This window comes from Glutamicibacter sp. NPDC055354 (assembly GCF_053644955.1).
This window is the reverse complement of record NZ_JBSHMB010000001.1, coordinates 2,070,353-2,097,029: the sequence shown is the minus strand read 5'-3', so window position 1 is coordinate 2,097,029 and position 26,677 is coordinate 2,070,353. Positions and strand designations below refer to the sequence as shown.

Below are 26,677 nucleotides of genomic sequence, written 5' to 3'. Positions count from 1 at the left end.
CATGGCTCAGTATGATCTAGCAGATCGTTCGGCAGTAGTCACCGGCGCCGGTTCGGGCATTGGACAGGCTATCGCCATCCTCTTAGCCGCTAATGGAACCAAGGTGGTTGTCCAGGACCTCAATGCGCAGGCCGCTGGCGCTACCGTGGAAACCATCAAGGCCGCAGGCGGAGAAGCCGTAGCTGTTGCAGGAGATGCCAACTCTTCGGCTGTCATAGACGAAACCATCAAGGCGGCCAACGCCATGGCTCCATTGAAGATCGGCGTCAACAACGCAGGCATCGGCGGCCGCGCCGCCAAGGTGGGCGAGCTGACCGACGAGGACTGGGACAAGGTCATCTCCGTGAACCTCAACGCCGTCTTCCGCGGAACCCGTGCCCAGGCGAACGCCATGAGCGAGAACGGGGGAGGGTCCATCGTGAACATGGCCTCGATCCTCGGCTCGGTGGGCTTCGCCGGCAGCTCCGCCTACGTTTCCACGAAGCATGCCGTGGTGGGTCTGAGCAAGACCGCCGCCGTCGAATATGCCACCTCAGGGGTACGCGTGAACAGCGTAGCCCCGGGCTTCATCGACACCCCGTTGCTGCAGCAAATGCCCAAGAAGGCCTATGATGCGCTGGTCGACAAGCACCCGATTGCCCGCTTGGGCAAGCCGGAAGAAGTGGCGGCGCTCGTGGCCTTCCTGGCCAGCGATGCCGCGTCCTTCGTGACCGGCAGCTACCATCTGGTTGACGGCGGCTACACCGCCGTATAGCCCATCGGATCAAGCGGATGCGGTGCGGAGTTGTGCCGCATCCGCTGGTTTATTGCTCCTGGCGAGCCCTCGAATCCAAGCAATGAGCGTCAGGCGATTCCAATGCTCTGGAGCCGTTAGCCAGCTCATGTTCTTAGCCGAAGCGGAATAAGTTGCTTGCGGAGGTAGTTACGCTGTGCAACTACAATTTCCAATTCAGGAGTCCCGCCCCATGGATCTGTTTTCCCCTCTCGCCCTCGGCGACCTCAAGCTCTCCAACCGCCTGGTCATGGCACCGCTCACCCGCTCGCGTTCGGGCAAGGACGGCGTGCCCAACGCAGATGTAGTCGAGTACTACCGCCAGCGCGCGTCCCTGGGCCTGATCGTCAGCGAGGGCACCTACCCGAGCTTTGCCGGCCAGGGCTTCGTCCGCCAGCCGGGCCTGGTCACCGAGGAGCAGATTGCCGGCTGGAAGAAGGTCACCGACGCGGTGCACGCCGAAGGCGGCCTCATCGTGGCCCAGGTCATGCACGCCGGCCGGGTCACCCACCCGGAAACCACCGGTGCAAACTACGTCGAGGCACCAAGCGCCATCGCGGTTGAAGGCGAGTCGCGCACCTACACCGGAAAGCACGCGTACCCGGTTCCGCATGCTCTGGGCACCGAAGAACTCCCAAGGATCATCGAGGAATTCGTTGCCGCTTCGCGCAATGCCATCGCCGCCGGATTCGACGGCGTGGAGCTTCACGGGGCCAACGGCTACCTGCTGCACGAGTTCCTGGCGCCTTCGGCCAACACCCGCACCGACAACTACGGTGGCTCCCCGGAGAACCGGGCCCGCTTCGTCATCGAGGTAGTTACCGCTGTCGCTGAAGCAATTGGCGCCGGCAAGACCGGCCTGCGCATTTCGCCGGAACACAATGTCCAGGGCGCGGTAGAAAATGATCGTGCGGATGTGCTGGCTACCTACACCGCGCTGGTCCAGGGCATCGCGCCGCTGGAGCTGGCCAACCTGAGCATCCTGCACCATGACCCAGCCGGCGAGCTGGTCCAGTCGCTGCGCAAGGCCTTTGGCGGACCGGTGCTGCTGAACACCGGCTTCGCGGAGATCACCACCTATGAGGAAGCCGCACGCGTGGCTGCCGAAGGCTGGGGAGAAGCCGTAGTCGTGGGCCGCCCTGCGATAGCCAACCCGGATCTGGTGCGCCGCTGGAAGGAAAAGCTGCCGCTGAACGAACCAGATTTCGCGACCTTCTACACCGAAGGCCCCAAGGGCTACATCGACTACCCCTTCTGGGAGAACTGATAGCGCCAACCGAATAGCGATGCCAGCGGCCTCGTCCAATCAGCATTGGGCGGGGCCGCTGGCCTATTGTCATGTTCTGGCGGCGGTCATCCGAACCAGGGCTTCTCGGCAGCCGCCAACGTCCCGTCATTCTTGGCCATGTTCAGCCACTGGTTCACGTACTCCTGGAACTCGTCATCGCCCAGCGGCAGCAGGTACGCCTTCTGGGAGAAATTGAATGGCTGATCCGGGTGCACCGCGCACAGCTCGGGGTGCTCGTTGGCCACCCACCGGGTTTCGGAGGCATCGGTGGTCATCACATCGGCACGCCCGGCAATGATCTCATCGAAGATCTTGTTGTTGTCCTCGAAACGGATGATTTCCCCTTCGGGGTAATTCGCGTCGGCGAACTTCTCGTTGGTCCCGCCAATCGGAGTGATGGAACGGACCCCGGGCTGGTTGATTTCCTTGACCGTGTCGTACTTCTCCACGTTCTCGCACAAGGTGATTGGCGTCTTGCCCTCGTCCAGGGTGGCTTCGCTGTAGTAGGCCTGCTGGGCGCGTTCCATGGAAATGGATACCCCGCCCACGGCGATATCGCATTCGGAGAGGAAGTCCGGCATCAAGTCCTTCCAGGAGGTCTGGATGAACTCGGGCTCTGCGCCCATCGACTCGGCAAGATTCTTGGCCATCGTGATGTCGATTCCCGACCATTCCCCGGTGTCCGGGTCAAAGTAGGTGAACGGCCGGTAGTCCCCGGTGGTGCAGACCTTCAGCGTTCCGGCTTCAGCTACGCTGGTCAGCCGGGTGCTCTCGGAAACTGGCTCCTGGGCGTCGCCGGAATCCGGGGCTGGAGCCGAACAGCCTGCAAGGAACAAGGCTGCGCATAGGGCCAGCAATGGCAACCGGCGGGTAATGGACGGATTCTTCTGCGAACTGTCGGTCATAGTCCATCAATCTATAAGCGCTCCAAGTCAGGGCACAAGAGTTCCGGGTTTTCTTACGCGAGCAGAAATCAGCCGGCAGCAGGAACCGCTGCGGTCAGGTCCAGCGCGGCCACGAGATCCTTGCTGTGCTGATGTTCCGCATTGCCCAGGAAATCGTTGAGCGGTCGATGCTCCACCAGCTCGCCCTCGTAGAACACGGCTACGTCGTCACTCACATAGCGGATCACGTCCATGTCGTGGGAGATGACCACGAGGCTCAGCCCCATGTGCTCGCGCAATTCAAGCAGCAGGTCGAGGATGTGGCGCTGGGCTACCGAATCCAGTGCAGAGGTGGACTCATCGCAGATCAATACCTGGGGGTCGGTCAGCAGCGCCCGCGCGATGGCCAGGCGCTGGAGCTGGCCGCCGGAGCACTGGCCGGGCCTGCGATCGAGCAATTGCTCGGCCAATCCCACCTGGGCCATGGCTTGCGCCATGCGCTCGCCGGCCTGGATTGCCGGCAGCCGGTGCACCGCCGCGCTCATTGACGTGCGGAGGGAAAGCCGGGGATCGAAGGACGAGTACGGTTCCTGGGCAATGACCTGCACTCGCGTTGCTTCGCCATTGCGGCGCGTATCGATGATCCGTCCGGTCGTTGGCTCTTCCAACCCGGCCAGCAGCCGGGCGAAGGTGCTCTTGCCCGAACCGGAGCGGCCCACCACTCCCAGGACCTGGCCGCCGTGCAGGCGCAAGCTTGTGGGATTCAATGCTGCCGGGCCTTTTGCACGGCGTGTGTAGTTCTTGCCCGCATCCACTGCTTCCAGCAAGCATGCGGAATCCTTCATTCGTGGCGTGCGCAGGGGAGGCAAGCTGGCTTCCACCAGCTCGCGTGTCTTGGAATGCCGGTCCTTGGAGAAGATGTGCGCGGTGGGGCACTGGTCCACAATTTGCCCGTCGCTGACCACCATGACGCGGTCGGCAATGTGCTGGATGCTGGCAATGTCGTGGGTGATGAACAGGACGCCCACGCCACGCTCTTGCTGCTTGCGGCGCAAGAGCTGCAGCACTTCGGCCTTGAGAATCGAGTCCAAGGATGACGTGGGTTCATCAGCCAAAATGAACTCCGGGTCAGCGGCCAAGGCGATGGCCAGCATGGCGCGTTGGGCCATCCCGCCGGAAAGCTGGTCCGGGCGCTGGCCGGCAATCTGCTGGGCAGGGGACAGGCCTACTTCTTCGAGCAAGGACAGCACCTGCTGCTCGTGCTGGCGGGCTTTGCCCCAGCCGTGGGCTCCCAGGGCTTCAAGCAGATGCGCGCGGATGGTCAGCCGCGGGTTCATCACGCGCTTGGGCTGCTGGAACAGCATGCTGATGCGCCGTCCGCGCACCGAGTCCATGGCCTTCTCGCCCAGTTGGTCAAGGCGCTGGCCATCAAGCAGGATCTGCCCCTCGGCACGCAGCTGCTGGGGCAGCAGGCCGATGATCGCCTTGGTGAGCAGCGTCTTGCCGGAACCGGAACGCCCGACAACCGCCACCAATTCGCCCGCTCGCAGGGCGCCGCGTGCCTCGGAAAGCAATCGCTGATCGCCGGAGCTGACCGAAAGGTCAATGAATTCAAGTTCTCTAGTCATGGGCTTCCGCCTTGGCCTCGGTGGCAAGCACGTCCTGCCCGCCCAGCACGTGGGTGATTCGATTGCCCAGCAAGGTGACGCAGAAGCTGACCAGGAAGATAGCTGCGCCCGGCGCAACCAGGCCCCATGGGGAGCGGATGGCATGGGGCTGGGCTTCGGCCAGCATTGAACCCCAGTCGGACTGCGGTGGCTGGACGCCGATGCCCAGATAGGACAAGGAGCCGAGCAATACCAGCAGCAGACCGAAGCGCAATGCCGCCTGGGCCAGCACCGGTCCAGCCACGAAGGGCAGCACGTGGTGGCGCAGGATGAACCAGCGCGAAGCACCGACATGCCTGGAGGCTTCGACATGGTGGGTGGATAAGGCCTGGGCCGCCATGGAACGCACCAACCGTGCGGTGGGGGTCCATGCCACCACGCCCACGGAAAGCACCATGGTGAAGAATCCGGGGCCCATGACCGCGATGATCAGCAGCGCAATCACGATTTCGGGCAGTGCGAGCAGCAAGTCGTTCACGCGCAGGAAGAGCTCATCGAGCCATCCGCCGCGCACCGCGCTGAGCAGGCCCAGTGCGGTGCCAACCAGCAGCGCGAACAGCGTGGTGATCAGCGCTACCGATAGTGAGAACCGGCCACCGTGCAGCACCCTGCTCAAGGTGTCGCGGCCCAGGGCATCGGTGCCCAGCAGATGGGACAGGCTGGGACCTTGCAACCGGTCCGCCAGGTTCTGGGCGTCGGGGTTGTAGGGGGAAATCCACGGGGCGGCGATGGTCAGGATGACCACCGCCAGCACGATGAACGCGGGAGGGGAAAACAGGATTTCCCTGGAATGATTCCTAGCCATGTCGTACACCAATCCTCACATTGGGATCGCTGATCCTGTGCACCAGGTCAACGATTCCGGTCACCAGTACGGCACAGGTGACGACCACCACCACGCCACCCTGGGCGACCGGGATATCGGCATCGACGATGGAGTCGAAGATCAGCCGGCCCATTCCGGGAATGGCAAAGATGACTTCCACGATGACCGACCCGCCCAGCAGCCCGGCAAACCAGACACCCACCATGGTCCACAGCGGCAGCAAACCGTGGGGAACCACATGGCGAACCAGCCCTTGGGTGCTGCTCAGCCCGCGGGCGCGGGCGGCCAGCACATGCTCGGAGTCCAATGCCTGGCGCACCCCCGAGCGCACCGCGACGGTGAAGAAGCTGATGGGGCGCAAGGCCAGAATGAAGACCGGCAGCACCATCGAGGCCGGGGATTCGAAACCGGCCGAGGGAAGCAGCGAGAAGCGCACCGCGAAGAGCAGGACCAGCAGCGGAGCCAGCGCGTATTCGGGGATGGCAATCAGCGCATGGGTCGCAGAGGTGATCAGCTTATCGGGCCATTTCCCGGCACGGGTGGCCGCCAGCACTCCCAGCACAATGGACACGGCGATGGCCACCACCAGCGCGCTGCCGGCCAAGGACAGGGTGACGCCAATGGCCGGCAGCACCTGGTCGGCTACCGGGGTGCCGCTGATATGCGAGATGCCCATGTCTCCGGTGGCGAACCGGCCCAGCCACCGTCCGAACTGCACCAGCATCGGGTCATGCAGGCCGAATTGCTGTGCGTAGGCCTGCACCGTTGCCTCGTCGGCGGCTCCGATATCCATGCGGGCGCGCAGCAAGGACCGCACAGGGTCCCCGGGGGAAACGAAGGGGACCAGGAATACCGCGAAGGATGAGAGCAGAACTGCTGCGCCGAGTCCAATGGCCCGGCGCAGCATGGTGGCTAGAGGCGACACGCTAGCTGGTCTTCGCCAGATCCTTGGTCAGCACGTAGCGGGTCAGCGGGTCCTGGACGTAGTCCTGGACCTTGGCTCCCACTCCGTCGATAGCCTGCTCGTTGACCAGCCAGACGTTGGCGGCGTCGTCGGCGAGCAGATCCCCTGCCTGGCGGTAGAGGTCGTGGCGCTGGGCCTCGTCCTTCTCTGCCAGTGCCTGGCCGATCAGCTGGTCGTAGTCCTTGTTGCAGTAGTGGCTCAGGTTGTAGCCGCCCTCGCAGGTGTAGTCGGACTGCAGGAAGCCGATCGGATCGGCAATGTCGATCATCCGGTTGCGCTGGCTGAGGATCATGTCGTAGTTGCCGGCCAGTACATCTGGTTCTGCGGCGCCGTAGGACTTGGTCACCACATTGGCCTGCAAGCCGATCTGCTTGAACTGCTCCTGGATGATGGCGCCCACGCCGGCGAACTCCGCGCGTTCGGTGATCGCAATGATTTCCAGGGGCTTGTCCTGCTGGTAGCCGGACGCTTCCACCAGCTTCTTGGCTTCTTCGATATTCACCTGCGGTACGGCCAGATCCGGGTTGGCCCAGGGCTCGCTCGGGGCGAAGGGGCCGGTGGCAGGCTGCGCTGCGCCTTCGTAGATGCTGGCGGCCATGGCCGGCAGATCCAGGGCCATGGTGGCGGCCTTGCGCAGCTCCCGGTTCTCGAATGGGGCACGCGAGTTGTTCAGGTACAAGGTCGAGGTGCGAGGCGAGTCGGCCTTGAGCACGCTGATCTTGCTATCGGCTTCCAAAGCCGCCAGGCTCGTGGCCGGGATGGACATGGAAATGTCCGCTTCTCCGGTCTGGACCTGGGTGGCGCGGGTGGCGCCTTCGGTGATGTAGCGGATTTCGCCGCCAGCCAGCTTCACCTCGCCGTCCCAGTAGTTCGCGTTGCGGTCCAAGGTCAGGGACTGCCCGGCTTTTTCGGAGACCGGGGCAAATGGTCCGGTGCAGTGCTTCATCGGGTCGATGCCCTTGCCGGTGTACGCGGCAGGGGAAAGCACGCCGGCGTTCACGCTGGCCATGCGGTAGGGCAGCAGCGGATCCGCGGCGGGGGTGGTGACGCGCACGGTATCAGCGTCCAGGGCCTTGACCTTCTTGATGGTCTTGGGATTCACCGCACGGGCTGGAGCGGTGGCCTTAAGGACGTGGTTCAGCGAGCCGGCAACGGCCTTGGCATCCATGGCGGTGCCATCCTGGAACAGTACGTTCTTGCGCAGCTCGAAATCCCATTCGGTATCCGAGGACTGCTTCCAGGAAGCAGCGAGCATCGGTTCAACGGTTTTGGTGCTCTGGTTGTATTTGGCCAGGGTTTCCAGGCAACCGGCGATGGAGAGCACATAGGCGTCGTCGCTTTCCAACGCCCAGTTGGATACCGGGGCGCGGAAATTGGCCACGACCACGCGGGCTTCCGAGTCCGCGGCTTGTTCCGGGGCGGAGCTCGCAGGGGTGGAGCTGCAGGCGGTCAGCGCCAGGGCAATGGCCGCAAAACTTGCGGCAGCGCTCAATCGTCCAAGTTTCATGGAAATCCTTCGGTATTACGTGATGGATTGGCATCTAATGCAATAGAGCCTCGGTAAGCGTACCCTAATTAGTTGCCTCGTTTTGCTGATTATGACCCGGCAGGGAAAGCGGAGGAGAAGCCCCCGCCGAGAGCCTGGGAAGAGTGGAAGCTGAGTAGTGCAAAGTTGGGGTGCCACGTGGAAAATCTGCGAGGGCAGCGCGTCATGTGTCGCAGGTCATGAGCTCTGGGCCGGCAGGCCTGAGCGCCGCACGAGCGACGCGCCAAGCCAGGAAGCAACGACCAGCGGAATGATGAGAACCAGCCACGGCAGGAATCCGGGGACGTGGCCCTGGCCGGCCTGGGACAAGAGCCAGCCCACCAGCAAATTCCCCAGTAGCACCGCCAGGCCGCCGCAACTGGACAGCAAGCCGAAGTAGGATCCGGTACCCCGGTGCCCGGCGAATCCGGGAACCAGCGAAAGAGCTGCAGGGTGCACGCTCATATGCCCCAAGGCCAGCAGGGTGACCGCGCACAAGATGCGTACCGCCGCGGTATTCTCGCCAAATGCAGTGGCGGGGAGAAAGGCGAGTACGCCGAACCCCAGGGCGCTGGAGAAATATCCGCAACGCAGGGTCGCCGCCAAGCCGATCCGTGCGGCGAGCCATGCGATGGGCAATTGCAAGCCCAGAGTTAGCACGGAGATCCACGCGAAAACCAGTCCCAGCCACTGGGTGGGCAGGCCGGTGCGTTCCAATTCCAGGGGAATGGCCAAATAGAGCTGGTTGTATGCCAGCAGGTCCGAGGCATGCAAGGCGCAGAAGGCCACGAATTCCCGGTCCGCCAGGCAACGGCGCAGGCTGCCAGGCTGGGCCGGCCGCTTGGCCCGGGATCCAGCATGATCCGGTGAAGTGCCTTCCTGAGCGTAGCGGCGCAATGCCGCAGCCAGGAACAGTCCGATGGCGATGAAGAAGATTGCCCCGAAACCTGCAACGGCCGCGAACCCCCAGTCCCACAGTGCCGCTCCCACCAACGGTCCGGCCACCGCGCCGATTTCTCCGGTGACGCTCAGCCAGGCAAAGAGCGTGGCCCGCTTGGCTCCCGTGGGTTGGCCCCTGTCGCGCGCGCTCTGGGCAGCGCCCACCAGAATGCTCAGGCCCGGAGAGAAAAGCGCCCCGCCGAATCCGGTGAGCAATGTACCAAGGATGAACAACCAGAGCTTCGGGTCGCCCAAGGACAGCGAGGCGGCCAGCGTGAGGAACCCGGCGGCGCGCACTGCGCAGCCAATAAGGATCATGCGCCGGGCACCGAAGCGATCGGCCAGGCTGCCTCCGGCAAGGAAGAGGCCCTGCTGGGCGAAGGTCCGGATGCCCAGGATCAGGCCCACCGCGGCGCCTGCCAGCAGGAAGTCGTTGGCCAGCACTATGGCAAGAAAGGGGACCACGGCGTAGAAGCCGATATTGAACAGCGTCTGGGTTCCCAGCAGTACCGGGACTTCGAAGCGGGACGTGCTGGTTTTCATGGACCTCGGGGAACGGGTAGGCGCTGCGGGCAGATCGGGCGGACTCTTTGATCTTAGCCAACCCCGGTGCTCTGGGACTGGTCCTGCCCGGTGAAGCCGCGCGGCAGGACCCGTGCCGGTCCGAGGAAACTTGCCGCCCTGTCTAAGACTCCATCCATCGCCTTCAGCTCGCATTCCCAGAGCGTCAGCGATTCCCAGCCAAGGGCCGCCAGGCTATCGCGATTGCGCTGGTCCCGGGCGATGTTGGCATCCAGCTTGGGGTTCCAGTACCCGGTATTGGATGCGGGGCGCCGCTGGCCCACCGGGCAGTCGTGGCCGTGCCAGAAGCAGCCGTTGACGAAGATGGCCTTGCGCCGGGCGCTGAAGACCAGATCCGGGGATCCGGGAAGCTTTCCGCCTCGCAGCGGGATGCCGGGATGCGCAGAACGCAGCTGGGCAACTTGCCGTGCGGGCAGGACGCCGTGCACGCCGTAGCGGAACCCGGCGGCATGCAGCAACCGGCGCAGGACCAGTTCCGGTCCGGTGTTCTTGCTGGAAATGGGAGACATGAGCGCCGAACGCTGCGCCGCCGACATGATGTCCATAGTCCATTGTGCGCCGCGAACAGGCCGCGCACTGCTGGCTGGGTTTTGGCTGGATGGCTTGCTGGAGCCATCGGATGAAACCTCTTGCAACGGTTCCCAAACCTTGGCTGCCGCAGTAGCTTGGAGCTGGAATGGCCGGCCGGGATCGGGCCGGTCACCGACAGGCAGAAGAATCGAGGGGGAGCCATGCGCGCAGCACGGTATTACGACCAGAAGGACATCCGGATCGAGGACATCGATGAGCCGCAGCTGAAACCGGGAACAGTGGCCATCGACGTGGCCTGGTGCGGCATTTGCGGCACCGATCTGCACGAATACCTGGAGGGCCCGATCTTCATCCCGCCGGCCGGGCATCCGCACCCGATCTCCGGGGAGAGCGCTCCGGTGACCATGGGCCATGAATTCTCCGGAACCATTACCGCCCTGGGCGAAGGCGTCACCGGCCTTGAAATCGGCGAGAACGTCGTGGTGGAACCGTACATCATCCATGAGGATGTGGACACCGGCGAAGGCCAGCAGTACCAGCTCTCCCAGGACATGAACTTCATCGGCCTGGGCGGCCGCGGCGGAGGGCTATCGGAGAAAATCGTCGTGGAACGCCGCTGGGTGCATCCCATCGGCAAGATCCCCCTGGATGAGGCCGCGCTGATCGAGCCGCTGTCGGTGGCCCACCACGCCTTCGTCCGCTCCGGGGCGAAGGCCGGGCAGGTGGCGATCGTGGGAGGTGCCGGCCCGATCGGCCTGCTGACCGCAGCGGTGCTCAAGGCCAAGGGGCTGACAGTCTACATCTCGGAACTCTCCGAGGCCCGCAAGGCCAAGGCGCGAGAAACCGGAATTGCCGACGGGATTTTCGATCCCAGGGAAGGGGACGTGGCCGAACGGGTGCGCGAAGCGACCGGCGGCCGGGGTGCGGATACCGGATTCGAGTGTTCCTCGGTCCCGGTGGTGCTGGATATGCTCCTGGACGCGGTGGCTCCCGGCGGGGTGATCGTCAACGTTTCGATTTGGGGGCATAAGCCGCAAGTGGACATGCCCAAGCTGGTCTTGAAGGAAATCGACCTGCGCGGCACCATCGGCTACGCCAATGACCATCCGGACACCATTGCCCTGGTGCAAAGCGGCAAACTGGACCTGGCCCCGTTCATCACCGGGCGCATCGGGCTCGACGAGCTGGTTTCCGAAGGGTTCGACCAGCTGATCAACAACAATGAGGAACACGTGAAGATCATTGTTGATCCGCGGGCCTAGCCTGCAGCTATCGGGGCCAGTTGGATCACTGGCACTGGCCCCCTGGCTGCGGCTAGTGGTGGTGTTCTGCCTGTTTCATCTTGCCAATGATTCCCGGGTCGATGTCTCCCGAACGATGAGCGCCGTGCTCGGAATGCGGTACCGCGAGTTCTCCAGCGGACGAAGCTGCCAACCCCAAACTGGCAACCGCCGCAACCGCAACCGAACCGGCAAACATGCTCCCGAGGACAACTAGGCTGCTGGAACGCACTGCCCGGTGCGGATAGTTCTTCCGCCGCTTGCGCTGCCACACGAAGACCGCCAGCACCGACAGCTCAAGCAGCAGCAAGGAAGCAATCGTGAGATCCAGATTCTTCGTTCCCTCCGGGAACCCCCAAAGGCCGGCAACAATGCTGGCTAAATGCACGGAGGAGACGAGCGCCAGGCAGGGGACCGCAAGCTTCACGGCAGGGGCCGCTGCCTTCAGCAGGCTGGCAACGGCGTACACCAGCGCCACCCCAGCCCAGGCTGCGGATGCTATCGCGCCGAGCCACGCCCACCACGGTGCCGGGGCGGACCCGACCCCGAATGCCGATGCCAAGCTGGCGGAGGAGGCCGCGGCCAGCGCCGCAACTCCCAGACCAGCGATCCCGGCATATAGGCCGCCGAAGGCGACGGATCCCGCAACTGCACCTCGCCCTTGAGCGGCAGGTTCGGTGGCAGCCGCCGTCGCCTCGTGGGAATTCATGACCGTGCAGTATGGGCTGCTGGCGTCCGGTCCTGGGACAGGCCTACCGACAGCAGGACAAGCGCGCTGGCTAGGTGCAGGACGTTATCCGCACCGTTCAGGGCAATGATGTTCAGCGCTGTTGAGGCCAAGAAGAGGCCGAGGATGCCAACCAGGAGGTAGACGGCGCCCACTGTGGTGTTGGCGAGCTTGGAAGCACGCACGGATCCGAGCCCAGCGATGAGCAGTGCTGCGCCGATGGCCAGATGGATGACGTTGTGAAGTGGATTGACCTCGAAAATGATCAGCTTCCCGCCCTCTGTTGCGAAGAAGTCCACGCCGGCAGTGACAAGGAACCCGAGCAGGCCGACAAGGAGGTACACGGCCCCGAAAATCGTTGCGAGCAAGCGGTTAGGCGATGTGCGCATGGCAATCAGTCCTTCCTGGGACACGGATTCTAGTCCGTGTCGAGTTCTGCGGGTTCCGGAAGGAACCCTGTAGAGGTTCTTCGGAGAAGGGCGGAAGGCGGATTGGTCTTGATTGGACTTATTTGCGGTTATCGGGCGCACCCAAGGATGCGGGTAGGCGTACAAGCTCCGGCACTCGGTGGAGAATGCTCTGGACCCTCCGGCAAGGAAGCTGATGCACTGAGACAGGGAGCCGAAGAGGCATCGGGCTGAAACAGCGAAGAGCATGTGAAGATCTTCGTGGATCCGCGGCTTCATTTTCCCGCTGCCCGATGCTTCGCGACTATGAGATGAGCTTCATCTGCTCATAGGCATCCAATGCAGCCCGCCGCGATTGCTTCAGATCCACAATGGGTTCGGTAGCCAGCGGGGCGTACTTTGCGACGTAGCTTCCCTGAGGGTCGAATTTCTTGGCCTGCAATTCCGGGTTGAAGACCCGGAAATATGGGGAAGCGTCGGCTCCGCTGCCGGCGACCCATTGCCAATTGGCAGTATTGCTGGCGAGATCCGCATCAACCAAGGTGTCCCAGAACCAGCGCTCGCCGGCTTTCCAATGCACTTGCAGGTTCTTGACCAGCAGGCTGGCTGCCACCATGCGCACCCGGTTGTGCATCCATCCGGTCTGCCAGAGCTGCTGCATGCCGGCGTCCACTAGACCGAAACCGGTGCGTCCTTGTTGCCAACAGCTCATATATTCCGCGGCCTGCGGGTCTGCCTCAGGCCAGGCCCAGTCGAAATGATCGAACTGCGCACGCAGATTCCGCTCCGGAAGCTGCGGGTGATGGTAGTACAGGTGCCAGCAGAAATCCCGCCAGGCGAGCTGGCGGCGCATCGCGGTGGCACCGTCGGAAGCCTCGGGATTTACGGCGGCCAGACGGCCCAGCGCCTCCCACATCTGGCTTGCGCTGACATGCCCCCAGCGCAAGGCGGGGGAGAGGGCAGACGTTCCGTCCAGATCGGGGCGGTCATGGTGCTCCGGGTAGTCTTCGGCGATCGATTCCAGCACCTGCTCCAGGCGCTGGCGCGCAGGCGCTTCTCCGGGTTCCCATTGCGCGGCTAGCCCGTCAATCCAGTCCAAAGCCGGCAATAATCCCAAGCTCTCCAACTCGTCGCTGGCGGGAAGATTAGTGTCCGGGAGGGATTCTTGTGCCTGTGGCGCGGGCAACGGAGGCCGGATCTCGCTGTCGCGCAACGCGTTGTAGAAGGGCGTGAAGACCTTGTAGCAGGTGTTGTTCTTGGTCAGCAGCTCCCAGGGCTCATGCAAGAGCGTCCCGCTGTAGCTGCGGGCATGGACGCCTCGCGCGTCGAGGTCCTGCTTAATCTGCATGTCGACGGCGCGTTCAGCGTGGCCGTAGCGGCGGTTCCAGTGCACGGTCTGCACGTTGCCTTCGTGCACGAGTTCGCTGATGATCCCGGCGGCCGGGCCTTGGCGCAGGATGAGCGGGATTTCCAGTTTTTCCAGCGATCGGCGAAGGTCCTCCAGCGCCTGATGCAGCCACCATTTGGCCGCGCCACCCAGCGGGCGGATGCCGGCAGATGCCTGGTCCAGGACATATACCGCGATCACCGGACCGGAAGAAAGCGCGGCATCCAACGCTGGGTGATCGCTGGTGCGCAGATCATCGCGGAACCATACCAGCTGGGCAGGCAAAGCAGGCTGAGTCATTTGGAGTTCTCCATGGACTCATCCTAGTGGTTATTTAGCTTAGCTAGCTAAATTCTTGTGGATGCCCCGCCTAGCTCGGCGGCTACCGGGCATAGCAAGAGGCTGGTGGTTCCAATCAGTGATTGCACGCACCAGCCTCTTGCCGCGCCTAGGGATCAGGAGCCGTTACCCATATCCTTGGCCGTGTCCTTTGCTTCGCTGTGCAGATGCTCGGCTTCGGAGTTGGCTTCGGATTTGACGGTCTGCACGGATTCCTGGGCGGAATCCCGCAGGTCCTCTGCGGCCTGCCGCGCAGGCTCCCGCAGGTCTTCGGCAATCTGTTTCGCCGCATCTTTGGCCTCTTCGGCCAGCGGTTCTGCCTTGTCCTTGACCCGCTGGACCAGCTCGGCTTCTTTCTGGGTCCCCGGAAGCAGCGACGAGGCCAGCAGTCCTGCCCCGAAGGCGATGATTCCGGCGGCCAGCGGATTGCCCTTGGTCTGCTCCACCACCCTGTGCGGTGCGTCCCTGACGGCTTCCGCGGCGTCTTCACCGTAGTGGTGCAGCTGGTCACTCGTTGATTCACCGGTTCCCATGACGGAGTCCTTCACCTTCCTGAATGAGTCCTTGACCTTTTCGGATTGTCGGTGGGCAATATGGCTGGGACTGACCCTGTCGGCAATCGCATCCACATCCTGTTGCATGTCGCCTCGTGTCTGGGCGATTTCCGCGCGGAGTTCTTCTGAATTCTTGCTCATGGTGCATCATCCTTCGGAGTAAAAGCTGATGGAATCCTCTTGACTGTCTCGGCCGTATTAGGCAGTCCCTTGATCTCTTGCATCTTCTTCTTGGCTGCGCTTGCCAAGACCAGACCGATCACCGCCCAGAGGGCGGCGACCACCAAGGCCGAGAAGCCGTAGCCAATCCAGAGCGACAATCCGAAGAAAGCCGCAACGGAAAGGAACAGCAAGACGAAGTGGCCGGCTACACCGGCACCGGCGTACATGCCCGCACCCTTGCCGGCGGAGCTGGCCGACTCCTTCAACTCCGTCTTTGCCAGCTCGATCTCTTGGCGAACCAGCAGCGATACATTCTGGGTCAGGTCATTGAACAGGGCGCCGAGGGAACTGCGTTCATGTTCTGCAGAATCGGGATCTGGCGTCGTGTGAGTCATCGAATGCTCCTAGCGGTAGTCGGTGCTGCGCGGATCCCCAGGAGGGTAGGAGCGCAGCGGGTCAACGTCCACCGAATCGGCATGCAGGGGGTTGCCTGCCGAATCCACGCGGGTGGTTCCTTGGAAAGACGGGTCAACCCGCACCGGACCTGGCCCGTCAACGGCCGCGGCGTTCGGTGCGCTGGTGGTGCCGGGGCGCGGTTCCTGGTCGCGGTGCCCTGTGCCTTCCTTCGGCTCGCTGGCATTTCGGGTCATGCGTCCTGCCAGCAGGCCGGCGCCCAGCGCCAGCCCCAAGAAGGCCGCAGGGCGTTTGCGTGCAAAGCTCTTGACCTCATCCAGCAAGTCGTGCGGCTCGCGCTGTTCGAGCCAATCGGCGGCCTGGCCGCTGTGATGCGAAGCCTGGTCGACCAGCATGGAGGCGGTCCCGCTCGCGCTGGACTGGTCGAGCATGGCGCGGAACTCATCGCTGATGTCGCGCAGGTTGGCCGCGACCTTCCGTTGCTGCGCGGAGGTCTGCTCCTTCAGGTCGGAGCCGAGTTCATCCCATAGGTGGGTGGCCTGGTCCTTGGCCTGCTCAGCGAGCATCGAGGCTTCCTGCTTGGCGCTGTCAAGCACGTGGGTGGCGGATTCCTGGCCCTCGCGCGCCAGATCCTGGGCTGCCTGCGCTTTACCCGAGGTATTGCCGCTTCCTGCGGACTGCAGGTCATCGGAATCATGCGTGTCGGCCGGTACCGGTTCGACAGTGCCCGACGGGAACAGGTCGGTTTGCGGCTCGGTCAACGGATCCGGATCGTTCAGGCCGTGGCGGACGGTTCCGGGTTGCGGGGTGCTGCGCGGGTCATCGGGGAATGGATTCGAACTGGTGTGATGGTTGGTGCTCATGTCTTCCCTTCCTCTGCTGCTGTCGTCAGCTGCGGGTGGCGCGGCAGGTGGCCGCGCATCCGGCTCCGCAGTCCGTGCGGAGCGCTGCTGGTTGCCTACGACGCTAGGCAAGAGCGCGCCGCAGGTCACGGATCGCGGCCAATCCGCAGGAAGCATTCAGGTTCGATGGCGACAGCTCGGAGATTCCAGGAAAGCAGGAGGCAAGCGAGTAGGATCGAGCCGGATCCCGAGCGTCCAGCGCACCACCCGGCGCAGCAGCGAGGAGTCCAGCAGCACTGCAATCCCTGCTGCGGCCCAGTCCGTGGCTTTGGAGGAACAGCGGCAGTTTCCGTGGCGAACACGCCAATACCCGAACAGTCCGGGGCATTGGCGACGAGAGCTGGAAGACTGGGCGCTAAGTGTCCAACAAGCGAATCTTCGAAGGAGCACCATGTCCACTTATGCCGTGACCAATCCCGCCACCGGCGTAGTCGAAGCAACCTACCCGACTGCCACCGATGCGCAGATCCAGGATGCCATCGCCGAGGCGCACAACGCCTACACCCAGTGGTCGGTCTCCGCGCTTCAGGAACGCGTCGCCCTGCTGGAGCGCGTGGCAGACATCTACGAGGCACGCGCCGAAGAACTGGCCGCGATCATCACCCGCGAAATGGGCAAACCCATCAAGCAATCTCTGGGGGAAATCGGCATCGTGGCGGCGATCTACCGCTACTACGCCAAGAACGGCCCGAAGTACCTGGAAGACGAAGAGCTGGAAATCGCTTCGGGCGGCAAGGCGCTGGTGCGCAAGGAAGCGGTCGGCGCGCTGCTGGGCATCATGCCGTGGAATTTCCCGTACTACCAGGTGGCACGCTTCGCCGGGCCGAACCTGATGAACGGCAACACCATCCTGCTCAAGCACGCGCCGCAGTGCCCGGAATCGGCGCTGGCCATGGAAGAGATCTTCAAGGAAGCAGGAGCCCCGCAGGGCGCGTATGTGAACATCTTCGCCACCAATGACCAGGTCGCGGACATCATCGCCGACCGCCGGGTGCAGGGAATATCCCTGACCGGTTCCGAGCGCGCCGGAGCAGCCGTGGCAGAAATTGCCGGGCGCAACCTGAAGAAGGTGGTGCTGGAGCTGGGCGGCTCGGATCCATTCGTGGTCTTCGACGACGCGGACGTGGCGCGCACCGCCAAGCTGGGCATGCGCGCCCGCTTCGGGAACACCGGCCAGGCCTGCAACGCGGCCAAGCGCTTCATTATCGATTCCTCGGTTTACGAGGACTTCTCCCAAGCGCTGGTGGAGCAGGTGGCCGGAATCAAGGTGGGCGACCCGGCCCAGCCGGAGAACTTCCTCGGCCCGCTGTCTTCGGCCGCAGCCCGCGACGGCTTGGCCGCACAGGTGCAGGATGCCATCGACAAGGGTGCCCAGGTCTTGGCCGGCGGCAAGCCGATCCAGGGCGAGGGCGCATTCTACGAGCCGACCATCCTCGCCGGGGTGACCCCCGAGATGCGCGCCTTCTCCGAGGAGCTCTTCGGCCCGGTCGCCGTGCTCTACAAGGTGGATGGCGAAGAAGAAGCAGTGGCCCTGGCCAACAACACCGAGTACGGGCTGGGAGCTTCCATCCACACTCGGGACATGGAACGCGCAGAGCGCGTTTCCGTGCAGCTGCAAAGCGGCATGGTCGCCGTCAACGAGCCTTCGGCTTCCTACCCTGAGCTGCCCTTTGGCGGCGTGAAGCGCTCGGGCATCGGCCGCGAGCTGGGCAAGTACGGCATGGACGAATTCATCAACCACAAGTTGGTGAAGATCGCCGGGCGCTGAGCCAGGGGATTGCGGCAACGGTCCTGGCTTTCCCGGAAAATTCCGGGAAAGCCAGGACCGTCAGTCGAAAATGGCCTATATTCGGTTAGCAACGAGTCGTTGAATCAGCAGCACCTGGGCGGGAACCTCCAGTCACCCGGCAGCTAGACGCGCGTCATTGCCATCGGCCGCTGTTCTTCCGGAGTGAAGACCGGCAGGGCGTTGGCAATTGCCGTGTGGGTCCAGTACCGAACCCGGAAGGCCAGCATTCCTTTTTCCTCCGCCTGCTCGAAGAGAGTGCAGATCCGGGTTTTCGCAGGAGTCTCATCGACGATCTGAAGAGCACCGTTGGGAGGCGAGACATGGATGAAACGAAGCTGGTCGCTCTGGTTGTCCAGTATCGCCACGAGTACAGCGCAATTGTGAACGGAAGCGAGGCCCATGACGTCGTCTACCGGCTCGTTGAGTTGTGCAATGATCACGGGCATTCCTTGGATCCACCCGTACTCGCTCAGATGGGAGCGACCTTCGCGCGATCCCAGAAGTTCGGCGACACGTTCAGCAGTCTTGGACCTGACTATACGTCCTGGCATTAGTACTACCTCCACTTTGTTCGTAACTCTCGAGTGCACCCCATAAGTCACGCCACTTCGCAGATTGCCGACGAGCCTGCCAGTGGGCAAGGATCGCCGTCGTTGGGAAGCGGAGTGTGTTTCAAACCTATGCCACTTCGTCTGCGACCGGGAGGGGTGGCCTAGGGCTCCCAGCTTATTGACAGGCTCAGAGGAGAGCTTTTTGAACTTATTTCCTGGCCTAGTCAGTAGTTTGTTTGGCCTGCCGCGGACTGTCCGCCGCTAGGCTCCGTATGTACGCCCGAACAGACCGCATTTCCAAGCTCCACAGCCTGACCCGAGCTTGCTGTTGCCCGCAGCTGCGGGCAGATTGTTGCCGCTTCCAGAGCTAGTTCGGATTTCATGTCCGATTCATTCTGAGTTGATGGGAAAACCATGAGAATCCATCGGGCAAGCAGATGCAGCCAGGCTACGGGATCTACTGTTTCAGAATCCGCTTTCGCGGAACGCAAGCCGCCGAGGCGGATGAAGCTGCGGCCATCCGGAAATTCGCAGCCTAGCTGAAGGGGAATTGATCATGCGGTATTCAGTTCCGCGCAAGAAGAATGTTGAGCAGTTCCCCGCTAGTTCGCATCAGGCAGACCAGGTTAGCCAGCAGTAAGTCCACACAGGCCGGTTGCTGGTCCGACGCCCTAGCAACCATATTCCGGGAGGCACGAAATGAGCACCTTTGGCATTGAAGAAGAATTCTTCATGTTCGACGCAGAAACAGGGTTGCCGGCCAGCACGGATAAAGAAGCGTTACGGCAAGCGCTGGATTCGCAACGCGATGGCGAAGTGCAGAACGAACTGCTTGCTTGCCAAATAGAACATGCCAGTGCCATCTGCGAAGACCGGGATCAGGCCCTGCATGAGCTGGGAAGTTTCCGCAGGGCTCTGGCAGGCGAAGCGGCCTCCCGCGGCCTGCTGGTCGCGGGTTTGGGGGCGGCGCCGATGATTGCCCAGCAGGCTCCGGAGCTGACCGATAATGCAAGGTACCGGGAAATCGGCAATTTCGTTTCCGGAATAGCGACAGAGCACTACATGTGCGGTTTGCACGTCCATGTGTCCATCCCTGATTCCGAAGCGGGAATTCGTGCGCTCAACTTCTTGCGCGGATGGCTGCCATTTCTTTGCGCCCTGGGCGCCAATTCTCCGTATTGGAGAGGCGTCGACAGCAACTTTTCATCGTGGAGAACCATTCATTACCGAAAGTGGTCCGTCCAGGGAATTCCGCCGTACTTCAAGGATTCGAAAGACTATGGGATTCGGCTTGCGCGAATCAATGGAACCGATGCAGTTCCCGACCCTGGCCATATCGGATGGTCCGCCCGGTTGTCGGAAAAGTACCCGACACTCGAAATTCGGGTCGCGGATTCGCAGTTGAGAGCGCAGGATTCGGTATTGCTGGCCGTGCTCATGCGAGGGCTGGTCGAGACTGCGGTGGCCGGCGAATTCGATGCGCTCGAGTATCTGCCCGAAGTCCTGGACCTGTCCCTGTGGCAAGCGGCCAAGAACGGAATCACCGGAGTGCACGTGGACACGCGAACCGGAGAGCCGGTCGCTGTGGAGGAGCTGGCCCGCAGAATGCTCCGACTCATTGAGGGCGCACTGAAAGATCATGGAGATTACGACTATGCCGTGATTTCACTCAGGAACATGCTGGAGACAGGCAATGGTGCCGTCCGCCAGCGGGCCGCATTCGAGCGTGGTGCTTTCACGCATCTGTTGGCCAATGCCCATTCCGAGATGCAGATGTAGCTTGCCGTCCAGGGATCTCCAACGCAGACTGCAGGGCGTGGCCGGGGCCGGTGAAAGCTGGCCCCGGCTCGAAGCATCCGAGCTGGTACCGGAAAGATCCGGGTGCGGAATCCTCTAGACTCCGAGGGAATCGCGAAGTCGCGCCACATGCCCCTGGGCATCCACGGAATATTCAATTTGGCGGATGCTGCCGTCTTCATCGATGACTGCGGTGGAGCGCAGGGTGCCCACGACGGTTTTCCCGCCGATGTTCTTTTCACCGTAGGAGCCGTAGGCTTTGGCAACTTCGTTGCCCGGGTCGGAAAGCAGCGGGAAATTCAGCGATTCATCGCTAGCGAAGGCAGCCAGCTCTTCCGGAGCGTCCGGGGAAATGCCCAGAACGGAGAATCCTGCCGTCTGCAGCGAATTGAGGTTGTCGCGGAAATCGCAGGCCTCGGTGGTGCAACCGGGAGTCGCGGCCTTGGGGTAGAAATACACGATCACTTTCTGCCCTGAATAATCCGAAAGCGAGATGGTCTCTCCCTTGGCATCTTGCAGGGAGAAGGCTGGCGCTGGCTGGCCGGCGGTGAGCGGAGAAGAATGGGCAGTCATCGATTCAACTTTCATATAGTGATATTTTATTTTCATTCTAATTCAGTGGATGCACTCAATGCCAGAGACTTCTGGGATATATTTCCAACGACTTCTGGAAGGCAATAACCTCGCCATGGACCATGATGCGCGCTTCCAAGGCATCAAGGAAGACTCGGTTGCTGCAAAAGCCTGCGATCCCGTTGGCAGTTCTGCCTGCTGGAGAAGCTGTCGACCGGCCAAATAATCGCCATGCGATTCCCGCAGGCCTTCAGCCACCGCGATGCACCAGGTCAATGGACACCGGGCAGAAAGCTGCCCGGCACCAACGAAAACACCGAGCCGTGCAACTGGGCAACAGCTGCGCGACCCGGTGCATCCGGGTAGCGGCCAGAACGCGGCCTGCTAGCGGTTGGCGGCCTTGGCTTCGAGGGAACGCGTCCACCGTTTGGCCATAGCCTGGATGGCAGAAGCGCTTGCCCCCGAAATCACGGCGAACGCCAGCACCTTGCCTACGGCGGCTTGTTGCTGCTTTTCGGGGTTGGCCAGCGATGGCGGTTCTTCCCCCATGGCTTTATGCCAGACCCCGGAGACGAGCTTGGCTCCGAGCCAGCCTGCACCGAGCGAAATCAGGGTTCCGAAGATCTTTATCAGCAATTTCATGTTCTGCTCCTCTGTTAGCGGTTAGTTGGAGTTTGGATCCCGGCCGGATCCGCCGGTTCCCAGCGGACCTCATCCGGTTGCTTCTCATCGCGCCAGCCGCGCCACACCGGGTGGCGCAGAAGGCGGTCCGAGGTCAGTTCGCTGTATCGGACTTCTGCCACGTATTTCGGGCTCACCCAGTGCGCATCGCTTTGATGCGCTGCCGGGATGTTCTTGGCCGGGGGAGTCTTGCGTTCGATCTTTTCAAGCCGCTCGCGGATTTCGGCCAGTTGCGCGTCGCTGAATCCGGTGCCCACCCGGCCGGCGTATTCCAAGCCGCCATTTCCCGGAATGGCCAGCAGCAGCGAGGCCAGGCTGCGGCTGCGCGACCCCTGTCCAGACCGCCAGCCAATCACCACAGCTTCCTGGTGCCGCTGGTGCTTGAGCTTCACCCAGCTGGTGCTGCGCCGGCCCAGCTCGTAGACGGAGTCGCGTTCCTTGGCCACCACGCCTTCCAGGCTCAGCGCACGGCTGGTCTCGATGGCCTGCTCCAAGGTCCCGGTGTGGGCCGGCGGCACCTGCACGTACTGGTGGTCGAGATCCAGGCCCGCAAGCCGCTGGCGGCGTTGCTCGTAGGGCAGGGCAGTCAGATCCACCAGTCCTGCATCCTTGTCATATGGCAATTGCAGCACGTCGAAGACCATGTACTGGATCCTGATGGCCGAGGCCTGCTTCGTGCGTTTCTTCCGCTGGTGGGACACCCGTTGCTGGAGCAGCGAGAAGTCAGGGCGGCCCGAAGAATCCAGGGCGACGATTTCCCCGTCCACCACGGCGCGCTCCGGCAGCAGCGAACCGAGGATTTCGAGTTCCGGGAAGTCTCCGGTCAGGTCGTGGCCGTTGCGGCTGATCAGCTTGGTTTTGGCGCCATCGACTACTGCCAACGCGCGGTAGCCGTCCCATTTCATTTCAAAGCTCCAACCCGGCTCGCCGGAGATCTCCCGAGCAGTGCCGGCAGTGGCCAGCATGGGGCGCAACGCTTGGCCCGACAGATCAGCCACGGCCTGCTTGGCGCTAGGCTCGCGAGCAGCCTCCGGTTCTCCGTCACCGGAATCAGCGGACGTTCCCGCATCGGCTCCTACCGGCTGTTCCTTGGCCAGCTGCAGCAACCAATTGTCCTTGCCGCCCATCCCTGCGGCCTGGATCAGCACGAACCGCCGGTCCACTCCGCCCAGCCCGCCCTCGCGGGAGCCGGTGAGCACTGCGATGACTTCTTTGCCTTCGCGCCACTTCTCGATGGTGCAACTGCCCGAATCCCAGATCGATACTTCCCCGGCACCGTATTGGCCCTTGGGGATGCTGCCTTCGAAGCTTGCGTAGGAGAGCGGATGGTCTTCGGTCATGACCGCCAAGCGCTGGATTCCTGGTTCCAGGGGTGGGCCTTTGGGCACCGCCCAGGAGACCAGCACTCCGTCGTGCTCCAGGCGGAAATCCCAATGCAGCGCGCGGGCGTGGTGTTCCTGGATAACAAAGGAGAAGCCGGTGCCGTCCTTTCCGCCCGGCTGCACGGACTGGGAATTCCCGGATTGCTCCGGCACCGGTTCAGGTGTCAGCGCCGCATCGCGCTTGGAGCGATAGACCGCTAGGCGATCGGGGTCCTGCTGTTGTCCCGAGGTCAGCTGCGCCAGCGGATCGATTCCATCAGCAATGCGGTCCAGCACCTCGTGGAAGTCCAGCTGCTCCAAACCCGGCGCTTCGATTTCTTCCCAGGTCCGCGGGGCCGCGACAGTGGGCCGTGCCCGGCCGCGCAGCGAATACGGACACACGGTAGTCTTCGAGGCGTTATTCTGGCTCCAGTCCACGAACACCTTGTTCTCGCGCAGCGAGCGCTTCATGCTGGCGAGAACCAGTTGCGGATGCTCCTTCTGCAAGGTGGAGGCCAATTCCTTGGCCACCTCGTTGACTTGCTCCGAGGTGTATTTGCCATCCAGTCCGGCATAGAGGTGGATGCCCTTGGAACCGGAGGTCACTGGAAAGCTGGGCAGGTCCATGCCGTCGAGAATCTCCCGGCAGATCAAGGCGACTTCAGCGCACTGCTCCAAGCCGGCGCCCGGACCGGGATCCAGATCCAGCACCAGCCGGTCCGGATTGGCAGGTTCCAGCGAGGAATCGAAGCGCCACTGGGGAACATGGATTTCCAGCGCAGCCACCTGGGCCATCCAGGCCAGCACCGCCTCGTTGTTGACCAGCGGATAGATATTGGAGTGGGTCTTGTGCTGCAACTTGGCCGAGGGAATCCAGCCTGGGGCAGAGTCCTCGAGATCCTTGCGGAAAAACACCTTGCCCGGTTCTTCGGGGGTCCCCACGCCGTCCACCCAGCGCTTGCGGGTGGCCGGGCGCCACGCGGCATGCGGAATCAGCACCGGGGCCACCTGCTGGAAGTAGTCCATGACTTCGCCCTTGGTGGTCCCGGTCTGCGGGTACAGGACCTTATCCAGATTGCTGACCTTCAGCGTGTGCCCCGCGACGGTGACGGTTTGCTCCCTGCGTGCCATGCGCTGTCCTTTGCTTTACCTTGTGAGGACCAATCTTCCCGAGCGGCGCCGGGGAATCCAGCGTTCCAAGCAAGCTTTGCGTTTCGCGCTGCCGAACCTCAGCGCTGCCTGCCAGAATCACTAGGGCAGTGACACACTGGCTAGAAAGATGCTTCACTATGCCCATGCGAGCTATCTGGACTGGATCAATTGCCTTCGGCCTGGTGAACGTGCCGGTCAAGGCCTACGGCGCCACCGAGGACCACGACATCGACCTGCACCAGGTCCATGACAAGGACGGCGGACGGATCCGCTACGAGCGCCGATGCGAAGTGTGCGGGAAGAAAATCGCCTACAAGGATCTGGACAAGGCCTATGAGGACGGAGAACGGACCATTGTGCTCACCGATGAGGACATGGACGCGTTGCCTGCGGAGAAGAGCCGCGAGATCGAGGTGGTCCAGTTCGTCCCGGCCAGCCAAGTAGATCCCCTGATGCTGGAGAAGAGCTACTATCTCCAGGCGGACTCCAAATCGCCCAAGGCCTACGAGCTATTGCGCCGAACGCTTCAGGACACCGAGAAGCTGGCAGTGGTGCGCTTCGCCCTGCGCCAGAAGACCCGGCTGGGCATCTTGCGTGTCCGATCCAAGGTGATGGTGCTGCAAGCGGTCATGTGGGCGGACGAGCTGCGCGATGCCGAGGCAGTGGCACCGGAGAAATCACCGCGGATCAGCGAGCAGGAACTGAAGATGTCTGCAGCCCTCGTAGACCAGTACAGCAGTGATTTCACGCCGCACGAGTTCCAGGATGACTACCAGGTCCAGCTGCAGGCGCTGATCGAAGCGAAAATCGAGCAGGGCGAGGACCTGGATACCGAGGCGACCTTCGGTTCCCCGGACCAGAGCAGCGAGTCCGGGGAGGTCATCGATCTGATGGAGGCGCTCAAGCGCAGCATCGACGGGCGCAAGGCCAAGGCCCCGGCCAAGGCAGCCAAGGATGGGAAGGCCTCTGCGGCGAAGAAGCCAGCGGCGAAGAAACCTGCGAAGAAAGCGGCGGCAGCCACGAAACCAGCCACGAAGAAGGCAACGGCAAAGGAGGCCTCCTCCTCGCCACACAAGAAGAAGGCCTCCGGTTCCGGGAAGAAAAGCGCCTAGCCGCTAGGGTTTGAGCACCACCTTGATGCACGCATCCTGCTTCTTCTGGAAGGTCTCGTACATCTGCGGGCCGTTCGAGAGCGGCTGCTCGTGCGTGACCAAGTCGTCCAGGCCCAGCGGGTCGGCTGCATCCTCGGCCAGCGGCAGCAGCTTCTGGGTCCATGAGCGCACATTGCATTGGCCCTGGCGGATCTGGATCTGCTTGTCGAACAGCTTCACCATCGGCATCGGGGTGGCGGCCCCGGCATAGACGCCGCTGATCGACAGGGTGCCGCCGCGGCGCACGGCATCAATGGCCGAATCCAGCACGCTGGTGCGGTCCGCGGAAACGTTCTCCATGGCCAGCTGCGCGGCCTTGTCCGGCAGCAACCCGGTGGCTTGCTGGAACATCGAGGAGACCGGGGAACCATGGGCTTCCATGCCCACCGCATCGAGCACGGCATCGGGGCCGCGCCCGGTGCGCCCGCGCAATTCGCCCACGGTGTCCTTGGTGAAGTCCAGGGTCTGGATGCCGTGGCGCTCGGCCATGGCGCGGCGTTCTGCCACCGGGTCGATGCCCAGCACCTCATAGCCCAGGTGCCGGCCGATGCGCGCGGCGAGCTGGCCCACCGGCCCGAGGCCGTAGACCGCGAGGGTTCCGCCGTCGGGGACATTGGCGTAGTGCACGCCCTGCCACGCAGTGGGCAGGATATCGGAGAGGAAAAGGTAGCGGTGGTCGGGCAGCTGGTCGCCTACTTTCACCGCACCGTAATCGGCATGGGGCACGCGCAGGTATTCGGCTTGGCCGCCGGGCACCTGTCCGTAGAGTTCGGAGTACCCGAAGAATTGGGCGCCCTTGCCGTGCTTGCGCACCTGGGTGGTCTCGCACTGCGACTGCAGGTCGTGCTGGCACATCCAGCAGTGGCCGCAGGATATGTTGAACGGGATCACCACCCGGTCGCCTACCGACAGCTTGGTAATGCCGCTGCCAACTTCTTGGACGATGCCCATGGTTTCGTGGCCCAGTACGTCGCCCGCATGCATGTAGGGGCCCAGCAGCTCATAGAGATGCAGGTCCGAACCGCAGATTGCAGTGGAAGTGACCTTGATGATGACGTCCCCGGGATCCTGGATCACCGGATCCGGGACATCGCTGAAACCGATCTTTCGCTTACCTTGCCATGTCAATGCTTTCAAGAGGTTGTCTCCTAGTCATATCGTTGCCGGCGGAACACAAGCGCGGATCAGTCGGTATTGAACTGGTCGGTATCCACCTGGTCCGGGTCCTGCTCCTCGGCTGGCTGCTCGAACGCGTCTTCGTGGTCCCCGACAGAATTCTGTTTTTCCTCCGCGGGCTCATCGGGAGTTGGAGTGGTCCCCGGGTGCCGCTCTTCTTCTGGCTGGTTGGATTCCATGGACTGTCCTTTCTTCATCAGAGGGGCGATGGCACCGACCATTCCACACCGGGCAGCAGGGAACAAGGCAAGTTTGATGGGCATTGCCTGTGAGTCGGGGATCCCCGGAATTCCGGG

Annotated in this window: 25 protein-coding genes; 6 read left to right on the top strand and 19 right to left on the bottom strand. The window is 62.8% G+C overall.

Annotated elements, in window-relative coordinates:
* Position 1: 1 nt before the first annotated feature.
* Together ACWICV_RS09745 and ACWICV_RS09740 are read left to right on the top strand one after the other, a co-directional pair.
* The gene (locus tag ACWICV_RS09745; protein ID WP_454090320.1) at positions 2–754 is read left to right on the top strand and encodes an SDR family NAD(P)-dependent oxidoreductase; all 753 of its coding nucleotides are present in this window, start codon (positions 2–4) and stop codon (positions 752–754) included.
* Positions 755–965: 211 nt separating this feature from the next.
* A complete protein-coding gene (locus ACWICV_RS09740; protein WP_454090321.1) occupies positions 966–2,039 on the top strand; it encodes an alkene reductase in 1,074 nt (357 codons plus the stop codon).
* Positions 2,040–2,125: 86 nt separating this feature from the next.
* Here the strand turns inward: ACWICV_RS09740 and ACWICV_RS09735 are convergent, their stop codons facing one another.
* From ACWICV_RS09735 to ACWICV_RS09705, 7 genes are all read right to left on the bottom strand, one after another.
* The gene (locus ACWICV_RS09735; RefSeq protein ID WP_454090322.1) at positions 2,126–2,965 is read right to left on the bottom strand and encodes a transporter substrate-binding domain-containing protein; all 840 of its coding nucleotides are present in this window, start codon (positions 2,963–2,965) and stop codon (positions 2,126–2,128) included.
* A gap of 68 nt (positions 2,966–3,033) precedes the next feature.
* Entirely contained in the window at positions 3,034–4,572 is a 1,539-nt protein-coding gene (locus ACWICV_RS09730; RefSeq protein ID WP_454090323.1) for an ABC transporter ATP-binding protein, read from the bottom strand.
* Positions 4,565–5,416 carry an ABC transporter permease gene (locus tag ACWICV_RS09725; RefSeq protein WP_454090324.1) on the bottom strand — a complete coding sequence of 284 codons (852 nt, stop codon included), beginning with the start codon at positions 5,414–5,416 and terminating at the stop codon, positions 4,565–4,567. The genes ACWICV_RS09730 and ACWICV_RS09725 overlap by 8 nt, the downstream gene beginning before the upstream one ends.
* Complete coding sequence (locus ACWICV_RS09720) at positions 5,409–6,362, bottom strand: ABC transporter permease (protein WP_454090325.1); 954 nt, start codon at positions 6,360–6,362, stop codon at positions 5,409–5,411. Before ACWICV_RS09720 ends, ACWICV_RS09725 begins: the two co-directional genes overlap by 8 nt.
* Before the next feature lies 1 nt (position 6,363).
* Entirely contained in the window at positions 6,364–7,908 is a 1,545-nt protein-coding gene (locus tag ACWICV_RS09715; protein ID WP_454090326.1) for an ABC transporter substrate-binding protein, read from the bottom strand.
* Positions 7,909–8,124: 216 nt separating this feature from the next.
* Positions 8,125–9,408, bottom strand: coding sequence for an MFS transporter (locus ACWICV_RS09710; protein WP_454090327.1), 1,284 nt, complete (start codon positions 9,406–9,408; stop codon positions 8,125–8,127).
* A gap of 53 nt (positions 9,409–9,461) precedes the next feature.
* A complete protein-coding gene (locus tag ACWICV_RS09705) occupies positions 9,462–9,992 on the bottom strand; it encodes a very short patch repair endonuclease (protein WP_454090328.1) in 531 nt (176 codons plus the stop codon).
* Positions 9,993–10,178: 186 nt separating this feature from the next.
* Here ACWICV_RS09705 and ACWICV_RS09700 point away from each other — a divergent pair, with 186 nt between their 5' ends.
* Positions 10,179–11,240, top strand: a complete 1,062-nt coding sequence (locus tag ACWICV_RS09700; protein ID WP_365946096.1) for a 2,3-butanediol dehydrogenase — start codon at positions 10,179–10,181, stop codon at positions 11,238–11,240.
* Between the two features lie 52 nt (positions 11,241–11,292).
* Here the strand turns inward: ACWICV_RS09700 and ACWICV_RS09695 are convergent, their stop codons facing one another.
* The 6 genes from ACWICV_RS09695 to ACWICV_RS09670 all read right to left on the bottom strand — a co-directional run bounded on the left by ACWICV_RS09695 (position 11,293) and on the right by ACWICV_RS09670 (position 16,111).
* Positions 11,293–11,967 (bottom strand): hypothetical protein, encoded by a 675-nt coding sequence (locus ACWICV_RS09695; RefSeq protein WP_454090329.1) that lies wholly within the window; start codon positions 11,965–11,967, stop codon positions 11,293–11,295.
* Positions 11,964–12,374 (bottom strand): DUF4383 domain-containing protein, encoded by a 411-nt coding sequence (locus tag ACWICV_RS09690; RefSeq protein WP_332489345.1) that lies wholly within the window; start codon positions 12,372–12,374, stop codon positions 11,964–11,966. Before ACWICV_RS09690 ends, ACWICV_RS09695 begins: the two co-directional genes overlap by 4 nt.
* Positions 12,375–12,696: 322 nt before the next feature.
* A complete protein-coding gene (locus ACWICV_RS09685) occupies positions 12,697–14,079 on the bottom strand; it encodes a cryptochrome/photolyase family protein (protein WP_454090330.1) in 1,383 nt (460 codons plus the stop codon).
* Between the two features lie 155 nt (positions 14,080–14,234).
* Positions 14,235–14,813, bottom strand: a complete 579-nt coding sequence (locus tag ACWICV_RS09680) for a DUF3618 domain-containing protein (protein ID WP_402471469.1) — start codon at positions 14,811–14,813, stop codon at positions 14,235–14,237.
* The gene (locus ACWICV_RS09675; RefSeq protein ID WP_066142299.1) at positions 14,810–15,229 is read right to left on the bottom strand and encodes a phage holin family protein; all 420 of its coding nucleotides are present in this window, start codon (positions 15,227–15,229) and stop codon (positions 14,810–14,812) included. Before ACWICV_RS09675 ends, ACWICV_RS09680 begins: the two co-directional genes overlap by 4 nt.
* 9 nt (positions 15,230–15,238) lie before the next feature.
* Entirely contained in the window at positions 15,239–16,111 is an 873-nt protein-coding gene (locus ACWICV_RS09670; RefSeq protein ID WP_454090331.1) for a hypothetical protein, read from the bottom strand.
* Between the two features lie 430 nt (positions 16,112–16,541).
* On the opposite strand from ACWICV_RS09670, the gene ACWICV_RS09665 reads away from it, so the two are divergent.
* Positions 16,542–17,918: an NAD-dependent succinate-semialdehyde dehydrogenase gene (locus ACWICV_RS09665; protein WP_454090332.1), complete on the top strand. Its 1,377-nt coding sequence runs from the start codon at positions 16,542–16,544 to the stop codon at positions 17,916–17,918.
* Positions 17,919–18,061: 143 nt separating this feature from the next.
* Here the strand turns inward: ACWICV_RS09665 and ACWICV_RS09660 are convergent, their stop codons facing one another.
* Positions 18,062–18,379: a hypothetical protein gene (locus ACWICV_RS09660; RefSeq protein ID WP_454090333.1), complete on the bottom strand. Its 318-nt coding sequence runs from the start codon at positions 18,377–18,379 to the stop codon at positions 18,062–18,064.
* A gap of 810 nt (positions 18,380–19,189) precedes the next feature.
* Here ACWICV_RS09660 and ACWICV_RS09655 point away from each other — a divergent pair.
* On the top strand, positions 19,190–20,269 hold the full coding sequence (locus tag ACWICV_RS09655; RefSeq protein WP_365942839.1) for a carboxylate-amine ligase: 1,080 nt from the start codon (positions 19,190–19,192) through the stop codon (positions 20,267–20,269).
* A 114-nt stretch (positions 20,270–20,383) separates the two neighbouring features.
* Here ACWICV_RS09655 and bcp read toward each other — a convergent pair whose 3' ends face one another.
* The 3 genes from bcp to ACWICV_RS09640 form a co-directional block, all read right to left on the bottom strand.
* Positions 20,384–20,860 (bottom strand): thioredoxin-dependent thiol peroxidase, encoded by a 477-nt coding sequence (gene bcp / locus ACWICV_RS09650; protein ID WP_454090334.1) that lies wholly within the window; start codon positions 20,858–20,860, stop codon positions 20,384–20,386.
* Positions 20,861–21,244: 384 nt separating this feature from the next.
* Positions 21,245–21,502 (bottom strand): DUF4235 domain-containing protein, encoded by a 258-nt coding sequence (locus ACWICV_RS09645; protein WP_365942837.1) that lies wholly within the window; start codon positions 21,500–21,502, stop codon positions 21,245–21,247.
* Between the two features lie 14 nt (positions 21,503–21,516).
* On the bottom strand, positions 21,517–24,033 hold the full coding sequence (locus ACWICV_RS09640) for an ATP-dependent DNA ligase (protein ID WP_365942836.1): 2,517 nt from the start codon (positions 24,031–24,033) through the stop codon (positions 21,517–21,519).
* A gap of 164 nt (positions 24,034–24,197) precedes the next feature.
* On the opposite strand from ACWICV_RS09640, the gene ku reads away from it, so the two are divergent.
* A complete protein-coding gene (gene ku, locus ACWICV_RS09635) occupies positions 24,198–25,166 on the top strand; it encodes a non-homologous end joining protein Ku (RefSeq protein ID WP_454090335.1) in 969 nt (322 codons plus the stop codon).
* 3 nt (positions 25,167–25,169) lie between these two features.
* Here the strand turns inward: ku and ACWICV_RS09630 are convergent, their stop codons facing one another.
* Together ACWICV_RS09630 and ACWICV_RS09625 are read right to left on the bottom strand one after the other, a co-directional pair.
* The gene (locus ACWICV_RS09630) at positions 25,170–26,342 is read right to left on the bottom strand and encodes an alcohol dehydrogenase catalytic domain-containing protein (protein ID WP_365942834.1); all 1,173 of its coding nucleotides are present in this window, start codon (positions 26,340–26,342) and stop codon (positions 25,170–25,172) included.
* A 47-nt stretch (positions 26,343–26,389) separates the two neighbouring features.
* Positions 26,390–26,560 carry a hypothetical protein gene (locus tag ACWICV_RS09625; protein WP_365942833.1) on the bottom strand — a complete coding sequence of 57 codons (171 nt, stop codon included), beginning with the start codon at positions 26,558–26,560 and terminating at the stop codon, positions 26,390–26,392.
* Positions 26,561–26,677: the final 117 nt, after the last annotated feature.